This is a genomic window from Arthrobacter sp. 05T423, from assembly GCF_056396245.1.
This window is the reverse complement of record NZ_JBFTLC010000007.1, coordinates 101,695-117,815: the sequence shown is the minus strand read 5'-3', so window position 1 is coordinate 117,815 and position 16,121 is coordinate 101,695. Positions and strand designations below refer to the sequence as shown.

Annotated in this window: 12 protein-coding genes; 5 read left to right on the top strand and 7 right to left on the bottom strand. The window is 67.9% G+C overall.

Annotation, left to right across the window (positions count from 1 at the left end; translation table 11 throughout):
- Positions 1-269: 269 nt before the first annotated feature.
- The 3 genes from glpK to AC1DFE_RS08195 all read right to left on the bottom strand — a co-directional run bounded on the left by glpK (position 270) and on the right by AC1DFE_RS08195 (position 4,467).
- On the bottom strand, positions 270-1,784 hold the full coding sequence (glpK, locus tag AC1DFE_RS08205; protein ID WP_476905402.1) for a glycerol kinase GlpK: 1,515 nt from the start codon (positions 1,782-1,784) through the stop codon (positions 270-272).
- Positions 1,785-1,889: 105 nt separating this feature from the next.
- Complete coding sequence (locus AC1DFE_RS08200; protein ID WP_476905401.1) at positions 1,890-2,636, bottom strand: MIP/aquaporin family protein; 747 nt, start codon at positions 2,634-2,636, stop codon at positions 1,890-1,892.
- Positions 2,637-2,694: 58 nt separating this feature from the next.
- Complete coding sequence (locus tag AC1DFE_RS08195) at positions 2,695-4,467, bottom strand: glycerol-3-phosphate dehydrogenase/oxidase (protein WP_476905400.1); 1,773 nt, start codon at positions 4,465-4,467, stop codon at positions 2,695-2,697.
- Positions 4,468-4,607: 140 nt separating this feature from the next.
- On the opposite strand from AC1DFE_RS08195, the gene AC1DFE_RS08190 reads away from it, so the two are divergent.
- Positions 4,608-5,570, top strand: coding sequence for a sugar-binding transcriptional regulator (locus tag AC1DFE_RS08190; RefSeq protein WP_476905399.1), 963 nt, complete (start codon positions 4,608-4,610; stop codon positions 5,568-5,570).
- Between the two features lie 53 nt (positions 5,571-5,623).
- Here AC1DFE_RS08190 and AC1DFE_RS08185 read toward each other — a convergent pair whose 3' ends face one another.
- The 3 genes from AC1DFE_RS08185 to AC1DFE_RS08175 are packed head-to-tail and all read right to left on the bottom strand — an operon-like array spanning position 5,624 to position 10,343.
- Positions 5,624-6,619 carry an NAD-dependent epimerase/dehydratase family protein gene (locus AC1DFE_RS08185; protein ID WP_476905398.1) on the bottom strand — a complete coding sequence of 332 codons (996 nt, stop codon included), beginning with the start codon at positions 6,617-6,619 and terminating at the stop codon, positions 5,624-5,626.
- Positions 6,616-9,327, bottom strand: coding sequence for an alpha/beta fold hydrolase (locus AC1DFE_RS08180; RefSeq protein WP_476905397.1), 2,712 nt, complete (start codon positions 9,325-9,327; stop codon positions 6,616-6,618). The genes AC1DFE_RS08185 and AC1DFE_RS08180 overlap by 4 nt, the downstream gene beginning before the upstream one ends.
- Positions 9,321-10,343 carry a 3-oxoacyl-ACP synthase III gene (locus tag AC1DFE_RS08175; protein ID WP_476905396.1) on the bottom strand — a complete coding sequence of 341 codons (1,023 nt, stop codon included), beginning with the start codon at positions 10,341-10,343 and terminating at the stop codon, positions 9,321-9,323. Before AC1DFE_RS08175 ends, AC1DFE_RS08180 begins: the two co-directional genes overlap by 7 nt.
- Positions 10,344-10,590: 247 nt before the next feature.
- Between AC1DFE_RS08175 and AC1DFE_RS08170 the strand changes: the two genes are divergently transcribed.
- From AC1DFE_RS08170 to AC1DFE_RS08155, 4 genes are all read left to right on the top strand, one after another.
- A complete protein-coding gene (locus AC1DFE_RS08170; protein WP_476905395.1) occupies positions 10,591-10,953 on the top strand; it encodes a VOC family protein in 363 nt (120 codons plus the stop codon).
- Between the two features lie 65 nt (positions 10,954-11,018).
- Positions 11,019-11,888 (top strand): aldo/keto reductase, encoded by an 870-nt coding sequence (locus tag AC1DFE_RS08165; RefSeq protein WP_476905394.1) that lies wholly within the window; start codon positions 11,019-11,021, stop codon positions 11,886-11,888.
- A 14-nt stretch (positions 11,889-11,902) separates the two neighbouring features.
- Positions 11,903-12,832: an alpha/beta fold hydrolase gene (locus tag AC1DFE_RS08160; protein ID WP_476905393.1), complete on the top strand. Its 930-nt coding sequence runs from the start codon at positions 11,903-11,905 to the stop codon at positions 12,830-12,832.
- Positions 12,829-13,905 carry a glycosyltransferase family 4 protein gene (locus AC1DFE_RS08155; RefSeq protein WP_476905392.1) on the top strand — a complete coding sequence of 359 codons (1,077 nt, stop codon included), beginning with the start codon at positions 12,829-12,831 and terminating at the stop codon, positions 13,903-13,905. The genes AC1DFE_RS08160 and AC1DFE_RS08155 overlap by 4 nt, the downstream gene beginning before the upstream one ends.
- A gap of 72 nt (positions 13,906-13,977) precedes the next feature.
- Here the strand turns inward: AC1DFE_RS08155 and AC1DFE_RS08150 are convergent, their stop codons facing one another.
- Positions 13,978-16,065 carry a primosomal protein N' gene (locus AC1DFE_RS08150; protein WP_476905448.1) on the bottom strand — a complete coding sequence of 696 codons (2,088 nt, stop codon included), beginning with the start codon at positions 16,063-16,065 and terminating at the stop codon, positions 13,978-13,980.
- Positions 16,066-16,121 lie beyond the last annotated feature (56 nt).

Here is a 16,121-nt window from a genome sequence, read left to right as displayed (position 1 = left end):
CGCACGCATACACCTACTTTAGCGCACCCCTACCCCCTTCCCGTCGACCCGAGCGGCTGAGTGGGCTTGGACACGACGCGATGGTGAGCCAAGAGCGGAACGAGGAAGGCGGCCCCTCGCCCGGGTGTGGTGGGCACCGCGATGGGCCCCCGGCTGCGAGGGCCCCGACACGAGCTTGCGAGTGTCAGGGAGCAGCCGGGGACGGGCGGGGCAGGGGCCGCCTTCCTCGTGGAGGCAAGGCGGCCCCCTCTCGCCAGCGAGGCGAGGACCTACCTCACGTCCTCGTCGACCCAGTCCATGGACTTGGTGACGGCCTTCTTCCAGAGCCGCAGCTGCCGTTCGCGCTCCCCGGCGTCCAGGTTCGGCTCCCAGCGCTTGTCCTCTGACCAGTTGGCGGACAGCTCGCCGAGGTCCTTCCAGAATCCGACGGCGAGTCCGGCCGCGTACGCCGCACCCAGCGCCGTGGTTTCCACGACCTTCGGCCGGATGACCGGCACGCCAAGGATGTCCGCCTGGAACTGCATGAGGGCATCGTTGGCGACCATGCCGCCGTCGACCTTCAGTTCGGTGAGCGGGACGCCGGAGTCGGCGTTGACGGCATCCAGCACCTCGCGGGTCTGGAAGGCCGTGGCCTCGAGCGCGGCCCTGGCGATGTGGCTCTTGTTGACGAACCTGGTCAGGCCCACGATGGCGCCACGGGCATCCGAGCGCCAGTAGGGTGCAAAGAGTCCGGAGAACGCGGGCACGATATACACGCCGCCACTGTCCTTCACCGAAGCGGCGAGGGACTCCACCTCGGGGGCGCTGCTGATCATGTTCAGGTTGTCGCGCAGCCACTGGATGAGCGAACCCGTGACGGCGATCGATCCTTCCAGCGCGTAGTGCGGTGCCGCGTCCCCCAGCTTGTAGCCGACGGTGGTCAGCAGCCCGTTCTTGGAGTGGACGATTTCCTCGCCGGTGTTGAAGATCAGGAAGCACCCGGTGCCGTAGGTGTTCTTCGCTTCGCCGGTCTCGAATGCCGCCTGGCCGAAGGTGGCCGCCTGCTGGTCGCCAAGGATGCCCGCCACCGGGACCTCCCGCAGCAGCTGCGAGGTGTGGACCGTGCCGTAGACCTCGGAGGAGGACTTGATGGCGGGCATCATGGACGCCGGAACCCCGAAGATGCCCAGGATCTCCTGGTCCCACTGCAGCGTGTCGAGGTCCATGAACATGGTCCTGGAGGCGTTGGTGACATCCGTGACGTGCACGCCGCCGTCCACACCTCCGGTGAGGTTCCACAGCACCCAGCAGTCGGTGTTGCCGAAGACGAGATCTCCGGCCTCGGCCTTCTCCCGGGCGCCGTCGACGTTGTCCAGGATCCACTTGATCTTGGTTCCGGAGAAGTACGTGGCCAGCGGCAGCCCCACCTTCTGCTTGAACCGGTCCGCTCCCCCGTCCTTCGCCAGTTCATCGACGATGGGCTGGGTGCGGGTGTCCTGCCAGACGATCGCGTTGTAGATCGGCTTGCCGGTGGTCTTGTCCCAGACCACCGCCGTTTCGCGCTGGTTGGTGATGCCGACGGCGGCGATGTCGTGCCGGGTCAGGTTCGCCTTGGACAGGGCGGAACCGATGACCTCCCGGGTGTTGTCCCAGATCTCCGTGGGATTGTGCTCCACCCAGCCGGCCTGCGGGAAGATCTGCTCGTGTTCCATCTGGCCGGATGACACGATGCTGCCGCTGTGGTCGAAGACAATGGCGCGGGTACTGGTGGTGCCCTGGTCGACGGCGATTACGTATTGGCTCATGATGACGTCCTTGTCGTTGTGATTGCGTTTGAACAGATGTGGTTATGGATGTGGTTTCGAAAATGGGTACCGCGGCTCAGCGCCGCGCGAATAAAGTGCCGGGGCTCATGTGGCTGCCTTGAACACGATGGGCAGCAGCCCCACGAGTCCGGCCAGCGTCCCGCCCACCAGCGGGCCGACCACCGGAATCCAGGAGTAGCTCCAGTCGCTGGATCCTTTGCCCTTGATGGGCAGGATGGCGTGCGCGATGCGGGGTCCGAGGTCACGCGCGGGGTTGATGGCATAGCCGGTGGGTCCGCCCAGGGATACACCGATGCCGACGACGAGCAGGGCCACCGCCAGCGGGCCCAGGCCGGACGGCGTTCCCCCGAAGGTGAGGATCACGAAGACGAGCACGAACGTGCCGATGATTTCCGTAATCAGGTTCCAGGGGGTGGAACGGATCGCCGGTCCGGTGGAGAAGACGCCGAGCTTGTTCGCGGGCTCGGGTTCGGCGTCGAAATGCTGTTTGTGGGCCAGCCAGGTGACCACGGCACCCAGGAAGGCGCCGAAGAGCTCACCGCCGTAGTAGGTCAGCGTGGACGCGAGGTCAACCGGAACGCCCGGCGCGTATTCGGCCTTGCCGTTGACTAAAAGGCCCGTGGTGACGGCGGGGTTGAGGTGGGCGCCGGACCTTGCGGCGACGTACACACCGGCGAAGACGGCGATGCCCCACCCCCAAGTGACCATCAGGAATCCCCCGTTGTTGCCCTTGGTGCCTTTGAGCGCAACGTTGGCCACCACGCCACAACCCAACAGGGTCAGCATGGCGGTTCCGAAAACTTCGGAAAGAAAAACCAATCCAAGAGACATCTTTGACTCCTCTATTTTCTGTTGTCAGTCCTTCGCCTGTTTGAAGGACTGTTTTCCGCTAGGCGACGAGGCTGTGGACCTCGACGCCGTGGTACCGCTTCAGCACCTCCTGCGCGTGGTTGATCTCCGCGGCAACCCCTGCCGCATCCCAGCCGAGCGGCCCGGCCAAGGCTTCAGCAACTTCGTTCAGCAGCTCACCGGTGACCAGGCCCCGGAAGGCGAGCGACGTACGGCGGATCAGGACGTCCACGAGGTGTCCGATCTGTTCGTTGGCGGCCATGAACTGCAGTTCCCTGAGGCTCAGCTCCCGGGTGGAGCGCAGCGCGCGGTCGGGGCCGGCGTCGAGGTAGTTGACGACTTCCTCGGCGCGGGTGCCGTACCTGGTGAGCAGGCCCGCGGCCCGGTTTGCGTCGCGGGTGGCGGTCATGTGCGCCTTGATCCACGTTTGGATTCCGGCGTCGGTGCCCGGAAACCCGGAGCCGCCCCCGATGGCGAGCTTCGCCGTCGATATTTTCCGTTCCGTGCCCAGTTCGGCGAGTACGTCGTCGGTCAGATTCTCGGCCAACGCACGGAAGGTGGTCCATTTGCCGCCCACCAGACTGAGAACGACGGCGCCGCCCTCCTGGGCGCCTGCTTCCGGGGCGCGCCGTTCGATGCGGTAGTCACGCGACACGAATCCCGGCTGGGTGGAATCGTGTCGCGGCAGCGGACGCACGCCCGAGAAGGTGTAGACGATCTGGCCGCGGTTCACGGCGATGTCCGGGAAGACATGGCCGATGAGGTCGAAGAAGTAGTCAATTTCCTCATCTGTGCAGACGGCGTCCTGCGACATGTCGGCGTCGACGTCGGTGGTTCCCACCAGCACGCGGTCACCCATGGGGTAGATCAGCACGATCCGGCCGTCGGTGTGTTCGAAGAAGATCTCGCGTCCGCCGCAGGCTGCTAGCAGGCCGGGGTGGTCAAGGACGATGTGGGAGCCCTTCGTCCCGCCCATAAAGGTGGTGGGGGCACCCATGGCCTGGTTGGTGAGGTCCACCCACGCACCGGTGGTGTTGACGATGACGTCGGCGGTGAAATCGAATGTCCCGCCGGTCAGCTCGTCTCGGAGCATTGCCGTGCTTGAACCGTCCGCATTGGACCTGACGGACGTTAGGGACAGGTAGTTGCTGGCCCGGCCGCCCGCCTTCTCGCCGTCCTGCAGGACGTCCAGGGTGAGGCGCTCGGGGTTGTGCACGGACGCGTCGAAGTAGGTGGCCGTGTATTTGACGCCGGGATGCAGCATCGGGAGTTCGGCCAGCGCCTTGTGCCGTGCGCGGAACTGGTGGCGCGGGACGCTGCCGCCGTCGCGGGAGAAGGAGTCGTACAGGCTGAGACCCAGCTTGATCAGGAAAGCGCCGCGCTCCTTGGGCTTGCCCTGCTGCTTGTGGGTCAGGAACCTCAGCGGTGCGGCCAGGACTCCGGAGAAGGTGCTGAAGATCGGAATGGTGGTCTGCAGCGGCTTCACGTAATGGGGCGCGATCCGCAGGAGCCTGTTGCGCTCAACCACGGATTCCCGGACCAGGCGAAACTCGCCGTTTTCGAGGTAACGGATCCCCCCGTGAATCATGTGCGAGGAGGCGCCGCTGGCGCCCTGGCAGTAATCGCCGCGCTCCACCAGGGCGACGTCGACGCCCTGCAGGGCGAGGTCCCGGAATGTTCCGACGCCGTTGATGCCGCCGCCAATGATCAGGACCCGGGCGTTGGACCGCCGGCGCAGCCGGGAGACGGACTCGCGCTCCGCACCTGCTGCGGCAGCGGTGTTGGTATGGCCGGGTGAATCCTTGAGTCCCAAATCTGCTCCTTTGGTATTTGGTTCGAAAGGGCTTGTTGCAGGCCGCGCACCGGATGGTGCGGGGCCGTTCACCACTATTGTTTGAATTATTGGAAAATAACGTCAAGCACTATGCACAAACGTGCAGAACGGAACGATGCATGTCCGGTCCCCGACATTCCGAAGCGCTGCGCGCCGCCCAGCTTTACTACATGCAGGACCTCACCATGGACGCCATCGCCCGGGAATTGCGGACCTCCCGTTCCACGGTTTCCCGGCTGCTCTCAACGGCGCGCGAGACGGGCCTGGTACAGATACAGATCCGCAGCCCGCTCGATACCGGACCCGAATTGGAGCGCCTGATCCGGGCGCAGTACAGGGTGGATGTGCACGTGGTGCCGGTCCTGGACACCCTGAATGAGGCAGAGACGCTGGACCGAGTCGCGATGCAGGCCGCGCGCACCATCGGCCCGCTCGTGGACTCCAACGCCATTATCGGCGTGGCCTGGGGATCCACTCTCAGCGCGGTGAGCCGGCACCTGACCCGTAAGATCACCCACGACAGCGTGGTGGTGCAGCTGAACGGCGCGGGCAACATGCAAACCACCGGCATCACTTACGCCAGCGACATCATGCGGCGCTTCGGCAGCGCTTACGGTGCACGGGTTGAACAATTTCCCGTGCCCGCCTTCTTCGACCACGCCGCCACGAAGACCGCGATGTGGAATGAGCGGAGCGTTCAGCGCATCCTCGACCTGCAGTCCCGCATGAGCATCGCGATCTTCGGCGTGGGCTCGGTGGATGCCGACTACCCCAGCCACGTTTATGCCGGCGGCTACCTCGACGAGGACGACCTGGTCACGCTGGCGAACTCCGATGTGGTCGGGGACGTGGCCACGGTCTTCTTCCGCGGCGACGGCTCCTCTGATGGCATCACGCTGAACGAACGCTCCACCGGGCCGTCGCTGGACGAGCTCCGCCAGGTGCGCCGGCGGATCTGCGTGGTGTCCGGTGCGTCCAAGATCAACGGGCTCCGCGGGGCCCTGGTGGCTGGGCTGGCGACTGACCTGATCCTCGACGAGGCCTCGGCCCGGCGGCTGGTCAGCTTCGAGGCCGGGGTCTGAGCGACGGGTAATTCCTCAAGCTCCTCCGGACGAAGCGGCCCTTAACCTGAGGCTCAAGAGCAGTGAATCCGCGCCGCCGACCGGGAACCGTAGTGTTCGGCCAGCCTCGCCAGTCCGTCATCGAGCGAGACGGCGGGCGTCCAGTCGAGGAGTTCACGGGTCTCGCGCTGGTCGAACCAGTGGGCGGTGGAGAGCTGCTCAGCAAGGAACCTGGTCATCGGCGGTTCCTCATGCCGCCCGGCCCAGGTCCAGAGCTTCTCCACCATCGCCCCCGCCGCCCGTGCCACTCCACCCGGCATAGCCCACGACGGCGCGGGGACGCCCCCCGCAGCGCATATGCCCGCCAGCAGCTCGCCGACCGGCCGGGGCTCGCCGTTGCTTACAACCAGGGCCCTGCCATGGACGTGTTCTATGCGGTGCAGCGCGGCAACGATGGCCGAGGCGGCATTGTCCACGTAGGTGGTGTCGATCAGGGCCGCACCGGCGTCGAGCAGCGGCAGGCGGCCGCGGCTGGCGCGGGCCAGGACCCGTTCCACCAGTTGGGTGTCGCCCGGGCCCCAGACGATGTGGGGGCGTACCGCTGCGACCCGGAATTCCGGGGCGTCCGCTGCCAGCGCCAGCAGTTCGGCTTCGGCCTTGGTGCGGGAGTAGTCGCCGTGTGCGTGCTGCGGGTCAGCGGGCTCCGCGCCCAGCCCGGCGATGGCGGCGCCGGTGTTGGCCACGGATGGGGAGGAGACGAAAACCATGTCCCGCACCCCGGCGCCGCGGGCTGCACGGAGCAGGCGGCGCGTGCCTTCGACATTAACCTCATCGAACTCCACCGCACGGCCCGTAAAGGAAACCTTGGCGGCCAGATGGATGATTCTTTCTGCCCCGTCGACGGCTTCCCGGAGCGCTTCGGCGTCCGTGACGGACCCGCAGAAGTCCGCAGCGCCGTCGACTCCCGATGGACGGCGCTGGAACGTAGCCACGGCATGGCCCTGCCGCACCAGCAGCCCGGCCACTTCCCGCCCGAGCAGCCCGCTTGCGCCGGTGACGAGGACCCTCACGGTGTGCCCGCCCGGCCGCCGGCCAGCACGCGGGAAGCCCAGCGGGACAGGCGGGTCCTGTCGATCTTGGCGTTGTGCCGGATGTCGGTGGGCTGTGCCGGAACGGCGAGCACCGCGGAGACTTTGACGCCGGCCTCAAGGGCCGCCCCGCGGACGCGCCCGGCGAGCTGCGGCGCGGCAGGGCCGGCTTTGCGGGCGGGAGGTACGGTCTCGACGACGGCGACGACGGCCTGCGTCCCTGCCGGTCCCACCCCGGCGATGGCGGCCAGCCGGACGCAGTCCAGGCGTTCGATGGCCTGTTCCGCGCCCACGGGCGTCACCACAGTACCGGGTGACGTCACGACATGGGCGAGACGTCCCTCCACCCAGAGCCGTCCGGCGGCGTCGAAGTGCCCGACGTCGCCGGTGCGGTGCCATCCGGGCAGACTGGTGCTCTCCCGCTGGATCAGCCAGAGCCTGTCGTAAGCTTCCTTGACGTGCGGGGCGCTGACCAGGATCTCGCCGGTGACGCCGGCCTCCGTGACCGGACGGGAGCCGGGTGCGGTGCCATCCGCCGCCAGTGGGACGACGGCCACGCGGGCGCCATGCACGGGCCACCCCACGCACACGCCATTGCCTGCTCCCGCCACTGTGCCGGCAGCAGCCTCGGCACCGGCGGCCTGGATTTGTTCGAGGCTGATGTCGGTGACCGGCAGCGCCTCAGTCATCCCGTACGGGGTGTGCAGCGAGGCCCGGGGCAGCAGCCGCTGCACGTCCGCCAAAAGCGGTTCGGGGACGGGCGCGCCGGCAGATAAAAGCAACTCGACACCCTCCAGGGCTTTATGCCCTGCCCCACTCACGCCATCCCGGGTGGCAATGACGTTGCGCAACGCCGCCGGCGAGGCGAAGACCACCGTAGCGTCAACGGCCGCGGCGGCGTCCGCCAGCGCGCGTGCCGTCAGGGTGCGGGGCGCAGTGACGTCCATGGCCGGCGTCACCGAAACCGCTCCGAGCGCCGGTCCCAGCAAGGCGAACGGGGCGAAGCCCGCCACCAGCCGGGCACCGGAACGGATCCCGAAAGTTTCGGCCACGGTATCCCGCATCGCGGCCAACTGCCTGTGCGTATAGAGCACGCCTTTGGCGGGACCGGTGGAACCGGATGTGAAGAGCACAGCGGCGTCGGCATCCGGATCCGGAGCCGGGGCCGGACCCCGGCAAGGGAGGCCCGGGCTGAAGCCAGCCCCGCGCCGGGCAAGGTCCGCGAGGGAGGTTTCGACGCCCAGGATTCGGCGGCGCGCGGCCGGCAGGTCCCGCACGCTGATCCGGCGTCCCGGCCAGCCGAGCACCGAGGCAGCTGCCAGCGCCTTATCGATGCCGATGAGGAAATCGGGGGTGGTGCCTTTCACGGCGCGGCTCAGGCCGCTGGTTCCCAGCCCGGCGTCGGCCACGACTACCACCGCGCCCAACCGCAGGCAGGCGTAGAGGGCTACGGTCAGGTCTACTCCGGGCGGAACCATCAGGCTCACCCGGCTGCCGCTCCGAACCCCGGCTTCGCCCAGCCCCGCGGCGAGGTCCAGGATGTTCCGGTCCAGCTGCTGCCAGCTGAGCGAGCGGGCGGCTGTGCCGTCCGGCGCCATTTCCGTAACCGCGGTATTTCCCCCCGCCGGCCCTGCCGCCTGCTCACCGAGCAGATCCCAAAGGGGACGGAATCCCGCCGGCTCCGGCACAGCCATATCCGTCGGCCGCTGACCACGGGCCGTTGTGGCTTCCGTTTCCGGGGACTCGCTTCCGGCGGCATGGCCGTGCACGGCGAGCCACTGGAAAACCGGAGCGGCAATGTTCCGGTCCTCCGCCACGAGATGTCCGGCGCCTTCGAAGCGGTGAACGGCCGCGTGCGGAAGCCGGCCGATGAGGTCCTTGAGGTACCGGTCGGAGAAGATCGGATCCCGCGGTCCCCACAGCATCAGGGCCGGAACTTTCAGCGCGCGCAAGCCTTCCGCCACGCCGCTGAGCGCCGGGTAGCTGGGGTGGGCCGCATCGGCGGGAATGTCCGCGACAAAGTTCCCCACCCCGCCGCGCCGGCGGGCTCCGCGATAGGGGGCCATGTAGGCCTTCCGGACATCGGCGGGCAGCGGTGGGCTCGCCAGCGAGTGTGTCACCCGCAGGAAGGCGTCCGACGTCGTCGTTCCCCACCCGTGCACGGCAGGGTGCAAGGCAAGCCGCAGGGCCGGCGGGATCCCCGAACCGGAGGGCTGGTGGACGGCTGTGTTGGTCAGCACCACCCCGGCGAGCTGCTGCGGATGGGACAGGGCCCAGCCCAGGCTGATCACGCCGCCCCAGTCGTGGCCCACCGTAACGACCGGCCCGTCCAGGCCCAATGCGTTGGTGAGGTCGCCCAGGTCGTTGATCCGGTCCGCCAGGCGCCGGAAGGTGCCGGTGTGCTCGGAGTAGCCCATGTCCAGCTGGTCCACCGCCACAACGCGCCAAGGATGCGCGGGGTCGGATCCGGCGGCCAGAAGGCTCCGCCACAGGTAGGACCACGTCGGATTCCCGTGGACGCACAGCAGGGTGCCAGCAGGAACCAGTCCGCGGCGGGAGAGCTGGGCGGCGTTGTCGAGCAGGTGCCAGCGGCGCACGGTTCCGGGCTCATCGGCGGCGGAGGTGGAGCCCACAGCGATTTCGCGCGACCATTCGGGGTCGACGCCGGGCCAGCCGAGTGCGGCTACCAAACGATTTCCATCATGGCGGTGTTCAGGCCGGAACCGACGCCCATGCACAGCACGCGGTTGCCGGTTTCGAGGGATTGCGCCTCGGCGGCAAGCGTCATCGGGAGCGAAGCAGGGCCCACATTGCCCCAGTGCGGGAACGTGATGGGAACCTTGTCCGGGTCCAGGTCGATGGCGTCAATGATGGCCTTCGTGTAGGCGTTGCTCACCTGGTGCGTGACATAGCGGTCCATGGCGGCCCAGTCCCATTCCGGCTGGGCCTCGTGCCAGGCGTCGACCACGAGCTGCAGGCCGCCGTCGAGCAGGCCCTTGGTGTCCGTGGCCATGCCATCGATGCCGCCCACGCACAGTTCGTGGTGTTCGGTGCCGGCCCGCATCACGCCGCCGACGATCCGGTGCGCGCCGGGGTGCTGGTCCGCCGGGCCCAGGACGGCTGCGGCAGCCCCAGATCCCAGCGTGAGGGTGGCGAACTCCCGGCCGAAGTCCTCACGCGTGGTTTCGGGCCGCTGCAGCCGGGCCAGGGTGGCCTCCTGTGTTGCCTGGGCATCCTCGCCGTTGACGATCATCGCGTACTTGATCTGGCCGGAGTCGATCATGTTGGCCGCCAGGGTCAAGCCGTTGACGAACCCGAGGCAGGCGTTGGCGAGATCGAAGTTCATGGCCGACGACGGCAGGCTGAGTCCGTGGTGGATCTTCACCGCGACGGACGGTTCCAGGTTGCGCCGCGTGACCGAGGTGTTGATCAGCAGGCCGATCTCGGAAGCTTCGACGCCGGCCTCGGCCAAGGCTTTCGCGCCGGCTTCCACTGCAGCATCATCGAACGATGTCCCGGCAGCCCACCAGCGGCGGTGCGTGATACCGGCAACGCGCTCAAGCAGCCGCGGCGGAAACTTCAGCCGCTGCAGGGTCGAAGCCAACCTGCGGTCGAAATCCGTGGAACTCACGATCCTCGGAGCCTCGACACTGCTCACCGAAAGTAGTGCGGTGTTGCTGTGCCGGAAGGTTGCATTCCCTGCCAAGTCAAGCCCCTGTTCGTTTTCCGTCTTGCATTTATGCGGTGACTGTACCCATAAGCGCAAGCTCAAGAGCTTAACTATGCCGGTACGAGCCCCCATCATGCTATTTCGCGCCCGTGGCGCCGCGTTGGGCTCCGCAACGCTTTAGAGCGTACGTGCCGCGTTCACGCAGAGGGTTGCGATCGTCCGATCCGCCGGAAACCGGTGTGAAGCTCTCGGAAAATGTCCGCGGCCATGCAAGGATGACCGCATGAAAATCACCAGACAGATCGTTGTGTTCGACGCCGCCGACCTTTCTGCCGAGAGCGCCTTCTGGGCCGGGCTGCTGGGTGGCACCGTGGATGTGGAGGATGACTGGCACACCGTCAGCGTCGACGGCCACCCGGGCCTGGGATTTCAGCTCGCGCCCAATCATGTGCCGCCGGAATGGCCTGACGGAAACCCGCAGCAGATCCACCTCGACCTGTACGTCGAGGACGTCCGGTCCGCCCATGAGGAGGCCATCTCCCTCGGTGCACGCCTCCTGAAACCAGCGGAGGACATCACCTCCGCCGAGGGCTTCCAGGTGTACGCGGACCCTGCCGGCCACCCCTTCTGCCTCTGCTGGGGCTGATCTGCGGCTAACCGTGCTCCTGCCGGTCACACGCGCCGCGGCACCGTATCGGTAGAGTCGTATCCATGACTACCTCACCCCGGCTCAGCCTGAACAACGGCGTGCTGATCGACCAGTTGGGTTTCGGGCTCTACAAGGTTCCGCCGAAAGACACTGCCAACCTGGTTGCCACCGCGTTGGAAGCCGGGTACCGGCATTTCGACACGGCCGCCATGTACGGGAACGAATCCGGCGTGGCGCGCGGCCTGGTCGAGGTATTTGCCGCGGAAGCTTCCACCGGCGGTTCGGGCGAGGCTGCCCCCGGCACCTCGCGCGAGGATCTCTTCATCACCACCAAGGTCTGGAATGACGACCACGGCTACGACGCGACGCTGCGGGCCTTTGACACGTCCATGATCAATCTCGGCCTGGAATACGTGGACATGTATTTGATCCACTGGCCGTGCGCGAAGCGCGGCCTGTTCCAGGAGACCTACCGCGCCCTGGAGACGCTGTACCGCGAGGGCAAGGTGCGGGCCATCGGCGTGTCCAACTTCCAGCCGCAGCACCTGGACCAGCTTCTGGAAACAGCCGAGGTGGTCCCTGCCGTGAACCAGATCGAACTCCACCCGTGGCTGCAGCAGGCTGAGCTCCGCGAGAAGCACAGCGGGCTGGGCATCCTCACCGAGGCGTGGAGCCCGCTGGGCCGGGGGCAGGTGCTGGAGGACCCCGTCATCGGCGCCCTCGCGGCCGAGCACAAGGTGAGCGCCGCGCAGATTATCCTTCGCTGGCAGCTGCAGCTGGGCAACGTCACCATTCCCAAGGCGAGTTCGGCGGCCCGGATCCGGGAGAACCTCGACGTCTTCGGCTTCGAGCTTTCAGCCCTGGACATGGCGGACATCGAAGCCCTGGAGCGCGGACACCGCACCGGCTCCCACCCCGACAACGTTAATTAGGACTCCCCCAGCAGATGAGAACAGCCGACTCCGAGCCCGTAACAGCGCCACCCTTCGTCAGCAGCGGACTCGCCGCCCGAACCCGTGCATCCACCGTGCAGCTGGCGGGCAGCAACGTTGCCTACTGGGTCTACGAACCGGAAAAGACCAGGCCTGACACGCGCACCATCCTGGTCATCCACGGTTTCCGCGGCGACCACCACGGGCTGCTACGGGTGGCCGACCAGCTGCCCGAGATGCGCCTGATCATGCCGGACCTTCCCGGGTTTGGCAGCTCCGGAGCATTCACCGACGCCGTCCACAGCGTCGAGCGCTACGGCCGGTTCATCAGCGACTTCATGGCGGCCCTCGGACTCGGGCCGGACACCGTCCTGCTGGGGCACTCGTTCGGCTCCATCGTGGCCGCCCATTTCGTCGCGGCCCATCCGGACGCGGTCCGCCCGCTCATCCTGGTCAATCCCATCGCCGCGCCCGCGCTGGAGGGCCCCAAGGGCGTCATGACACGGCTGGCCGTGCTGTATTACCGTCTCTCCGCACGCCTCCCCCGCCCTCTTGGCCTGGCGCTGCTCCGCAGCCCGCTCATCGTGCGCATCATGAGCATGGCCATGGCGAAAACGAAGGACAAGGACCTGCTGCGGTTCATCCACGGACAGCACCACGCGTATTTCAGCGCGTTCGCCAACCGGGAGAGCCTGCTGGAATCCTTCACCGCGTCCGTCAGCAGCAACGTGGCCGAAGTCGCGCTCCAGCTCACCCTGCCCGTCCTGCTTGTCGCCGGAGAAAAGGACGAAATCGCCCTGCTGCGGGACCAGCACCGCCTGGCCGGGATGCTCCCGGACGCAACGCTCGATGTCATCCCGGGCGTGGGGCACCTCATCCACTACGAGACGCCTGAACCTGCCGCAGGATTCATCCGCCGCTTCCTTAAGGACCACCCCGCGTGAAGATAGTCATCGATGCCCGCTTCACCCGGACGGACCACCATGACGGGATCAGCCGCTACGGCTCCAGCCTCATCGCCGCCGTCTCAAAGATTGCCGATGTGTCCATGCTCATCAGCGATCCCCGGCAACTGGCCCTGCTTCCCGATGTGCCCTACGCGCTGATCGGCAGCCCGCTCTCCCCCGCCGAGCTCTTCGTGGCGCGCAAAGTCAATCAGCTCGGAGCGGACGTGGTGGTCTGCCCCATGCAGACCATGGGCACGTGGGGACGCAAGTACGGCCTGGTCCTCACCCTGCACGACCTTATCTACTATGAGCACCCGGCACCCCCCGGCTTCCTGCCGGCCCCGGTCCGGATCCTGTGGCGTCTGTACCACAAGGCGTTCTGGCCCCAGCGGCTCCTGCTCAACCGTGCCGATGTTGTGGCCACCATCAGCCGGACCACCGAGGCGCTGATGGCCAAGTACCGCCTGACCAGCCGTCCGGTCCGCATCGTCAGCAACGCTCCGCAGCCGGCCCAGCACCCCCGCGACACCGCAGCTGCGCCGGAGAAGACCCTGCTCTACATGGGCTCGTTCATGCCCTACAAGAACGTTGAAACCATGCTCGCCGGGATGGCCGAACTGCCTGGCTACACGCTGCACCTGCTCAGCCGGATCACCCCGCACCGGCGTGCAGAGCTTGAGGCCCACATCCCCGCCGGAGTGGACGTTGTGTTCCATAACGGCGTCACCGACGACGAATACACGGCAATGCTCAACCGCACCACCGCACTGGTCACTCTGTCGAAGGCCGAGGGCTACGGCCTGCCCCTGGTGGAGGCCATGGCACTGGGCACACCGGTAATCGCCAGCGATATTCCGATCTTCCGCGAGGTGGGGGCGGACGCCGCCTCCTACGTCGATCCGGAGTCGGCATCGGCGTTTGCCGCCGCCGTGCGCGATCTCGGCGACGGGCCGCACTGGCAGGACATCTCGCGGCGCTCGGTGGCGCGCGCGCAACAGTTCAGCTGGGACGAATCCGCCCGCCAGCTGGTGGACGTTGCGGCGGAGGCAATGGCCCTCCGCCGGCGGTAACCCGGCAGCGTCCGATCGTCAGGGCGCGTCGAACAGTCGGAGCCCGTCCAATCGTCAGGGCACGTCGAACCGTCAGAGTACGTCAACCCCGTCGAGCCGCAGCTGCACCGGGTCCTCGGTGCGCTTGGCCGCGCCTGCGGCCTTCGCAGCCCGAAGGACCCTGGTCACCGTGGCGGCTTGCGCGTACGGGATGAACAGCAGCGTCCGTACATCCTCATTCTCCGACCCGGAAGTCTGGATGCCCGAGGTCTGCAGCAGCGGCGCCGGGCCCGCGACGCGCAGGTCCACGCCCTCGGCGGCAAGAAGCTTTGTGGCCGACGCCGTGAAATGGCCGACGGCGGTGCTGCCGCCGGTCACGGCGGCGACCCTCACCGCCGGGGGCAGCTGCAACTCGGCGCGCAGTCCCAGTTCCCGCTGCGCATAACCGGCAGGGTCCCAGCGCAGCAAGGCTCCGACGGCGGCAGTGTCGTCGGCGGTGATGACGACGAGCCCGCCCTCGCCAGCCGGCCGGACCAGGGCGGCGGCGTTGAACCAGCGGCGCACAGCGTCCTCGCCCGCGCGCAGGTTCTCCCGGCGCAGCAGCGAGTCGCCGTCGAGCAGCAGCGCCGCCGCGTACCCGCCCGGAGCCACGGGCTCGGCGCCCACCGTCGCCACCACCAGCGCGCACGCATCCGGCACGGTGGCCTTGACGTTCTGGCCGGAGGACGTGACCACGGCCTTTCCGGGAAAAGCCCTGCCCAGTTCCTCGGCCGTGCGGAGAACGCCCGCCGCACCGCGGCGCAGCCGGGTGCCCTGGCAGTGCACGCAGCGCCACGTCGGCGCCGGCGTCGAACACCAGCGGCACTGGGGAACGGCAGCGCTGCCGGCGATGGCGAGCGGCCCCTGGCAGGACGGGCAGCGCGCGGGTTCCCGGCAGGTTTCGCACGCGAGTGACGGCGCATACCCTGCCCGGGCCACCTGCACCAGCACCGGGCCGCGTTCCAGTGCCTCCTTGGCGGTGCGCCATGCTGCGCCCGGCAGCCTTGCCAGCCGGGCGAGCGGGTCGCGCTCCTGCTCGAAGCTGTCGGCGGTGTTGAGGACCCTTGGAACCGTGCGGCGCAGCACCGTGCGTTCGGCTTCCACGGGCATCGCCCAGCCGGCGTCCACCAGCCGCTGAACTTCCGTGCTGCGAGTGTGCCCCGCCAGCAGGCAGGCAGCCCCCTCCTGCTCGGCACGGAGCAGCAGCACCTCGCGGGTGTGGGCGTACGGGGAACGCTGCTCGACGTGGAGGTCGTCGCCGTCATCCCAGCACACCACGAGTCCAAGGTTCTGCACTGGTGCGTAGGCCGCCGAACGGGTGCCCACGGCCACACCCGCGGAACCCTTGAGGACCCTGAGGTAGTTGCGGTACCGGGGCGTCTGGCCGTCGTCGGCCGTCAGCCGCGCCACGTCTTCTGCGGGCAGGATCTCTTCGAGGGCGGCCTGCACCCGGTCCAGGTCGCGGTAGTCGGGAACGACCACGACGGCGCCGCGTCCGGACTGCCGGACGGCCGCCACCGCCTGCGCGACAAGCCGCGGCCAGCCGTCCGGGCCGAAGCCCTGCAGGGCACTGAGGGCAGCGCGGGGCGAGCCTCCGGACGCGAGATGGCGGAGGAAGGCGGCGCCGTTCCGGTAACTGGTCCAGCCGGAGCCGGACAGGTCATGCCCCGCCGCGGGAGGCTCCGCCGGTTCGTTGCCGGCTAGTTCCTTCTCCACTTTGACCACCCGCGGCGGGATGGCCACGCGGAGCACGTCGCTGACGGTGCCTGCGTAGCGGGCGGCCACGCGCCCGGCGAGTTCCTGCAGGGCCGGAGTCAGCACAGCTACCGGCGAGAGAACCTTGTGCAGCGGAACCAGGGGCTGGCCGGCGTCGGACTCCTCGACCCGGTCCAGGATGTAGCCACCGAGTTCCTGGCCGCTGAACTTCACCCGGACTCGCACCCCCGGCTGGGCGTCCTCATCCAGTTCGGCGGGCACACTGTAGTCGAACGGCCGGTCCAGGTGCGGCAGCGGGGATTCGATGAGCACGCGCGCCACCGGACGGACGGCAGCCAGCGGCGGACCACCGGCGGCTCTGGCCGTGGCCGGGAACCCCTGCAGCAGTGACAGCTGCAGCGGCGCCGGCGTGGGGTTCGAAGACATGCCGTTAGAAGACAGGCCGTTGGACGACATGCTGTTGGAAGACATGGCGCCTTACC

Bases quoted from the DNA above. Each gene is read 5' to 3' on its own strand.
- AC1DFE_RS08160 (WP_476905393.1), top strand. From the start codon at position 11,903: ATGAGAACAGCCGACTCCGAGCCCGTAACAGCGCCACCCTTCGTCAGC.
- AC1DFE_RS08170 (WP_476905395.1), top strand. From the start codon at position 10,591: ATGAAAATCACCAGACAGATCGTTGTGTTCGACGCCGCCGACCTTTCT.
- AC1DFE_RS08190 (WP_476905399.1), top strand. From the start codon at position 4,608: ATGTCCGGTCCCCGACATTCCGAAGCGCTGCGCGCCGCCCAGCTTTAC.
- AC1DFE_RS08150 (WP_476905448.1), bottom strand. From the start codon at position 16,065: ATGTCTTCGAACCCCACGCCGGCGCCGCTGCAGCTGTCACTGCTGCAG.
- AC1DFE_RS08165 (WP_476905394.1), top strand. From the start codon at position 11,019: ATGACTACCTCACCCCGGCTCAGCCTGAACAACGGCGTGCTGATCGAC.
- glpK (WP_476905402.1), bottom strand. From the start codon at position 1,784: ATGAGCCAATACGTAATCGCCGTCGACCAGGGCACCACCAGTACCCGC.
- AC1DFE_RS08200 (WP_476905401.1), bottom strand. From the start codon at position 2,636: ATGTCTCTTGGATTGGTTTTTCTTTCCGAAGTTTTCGGAACCGCCATG.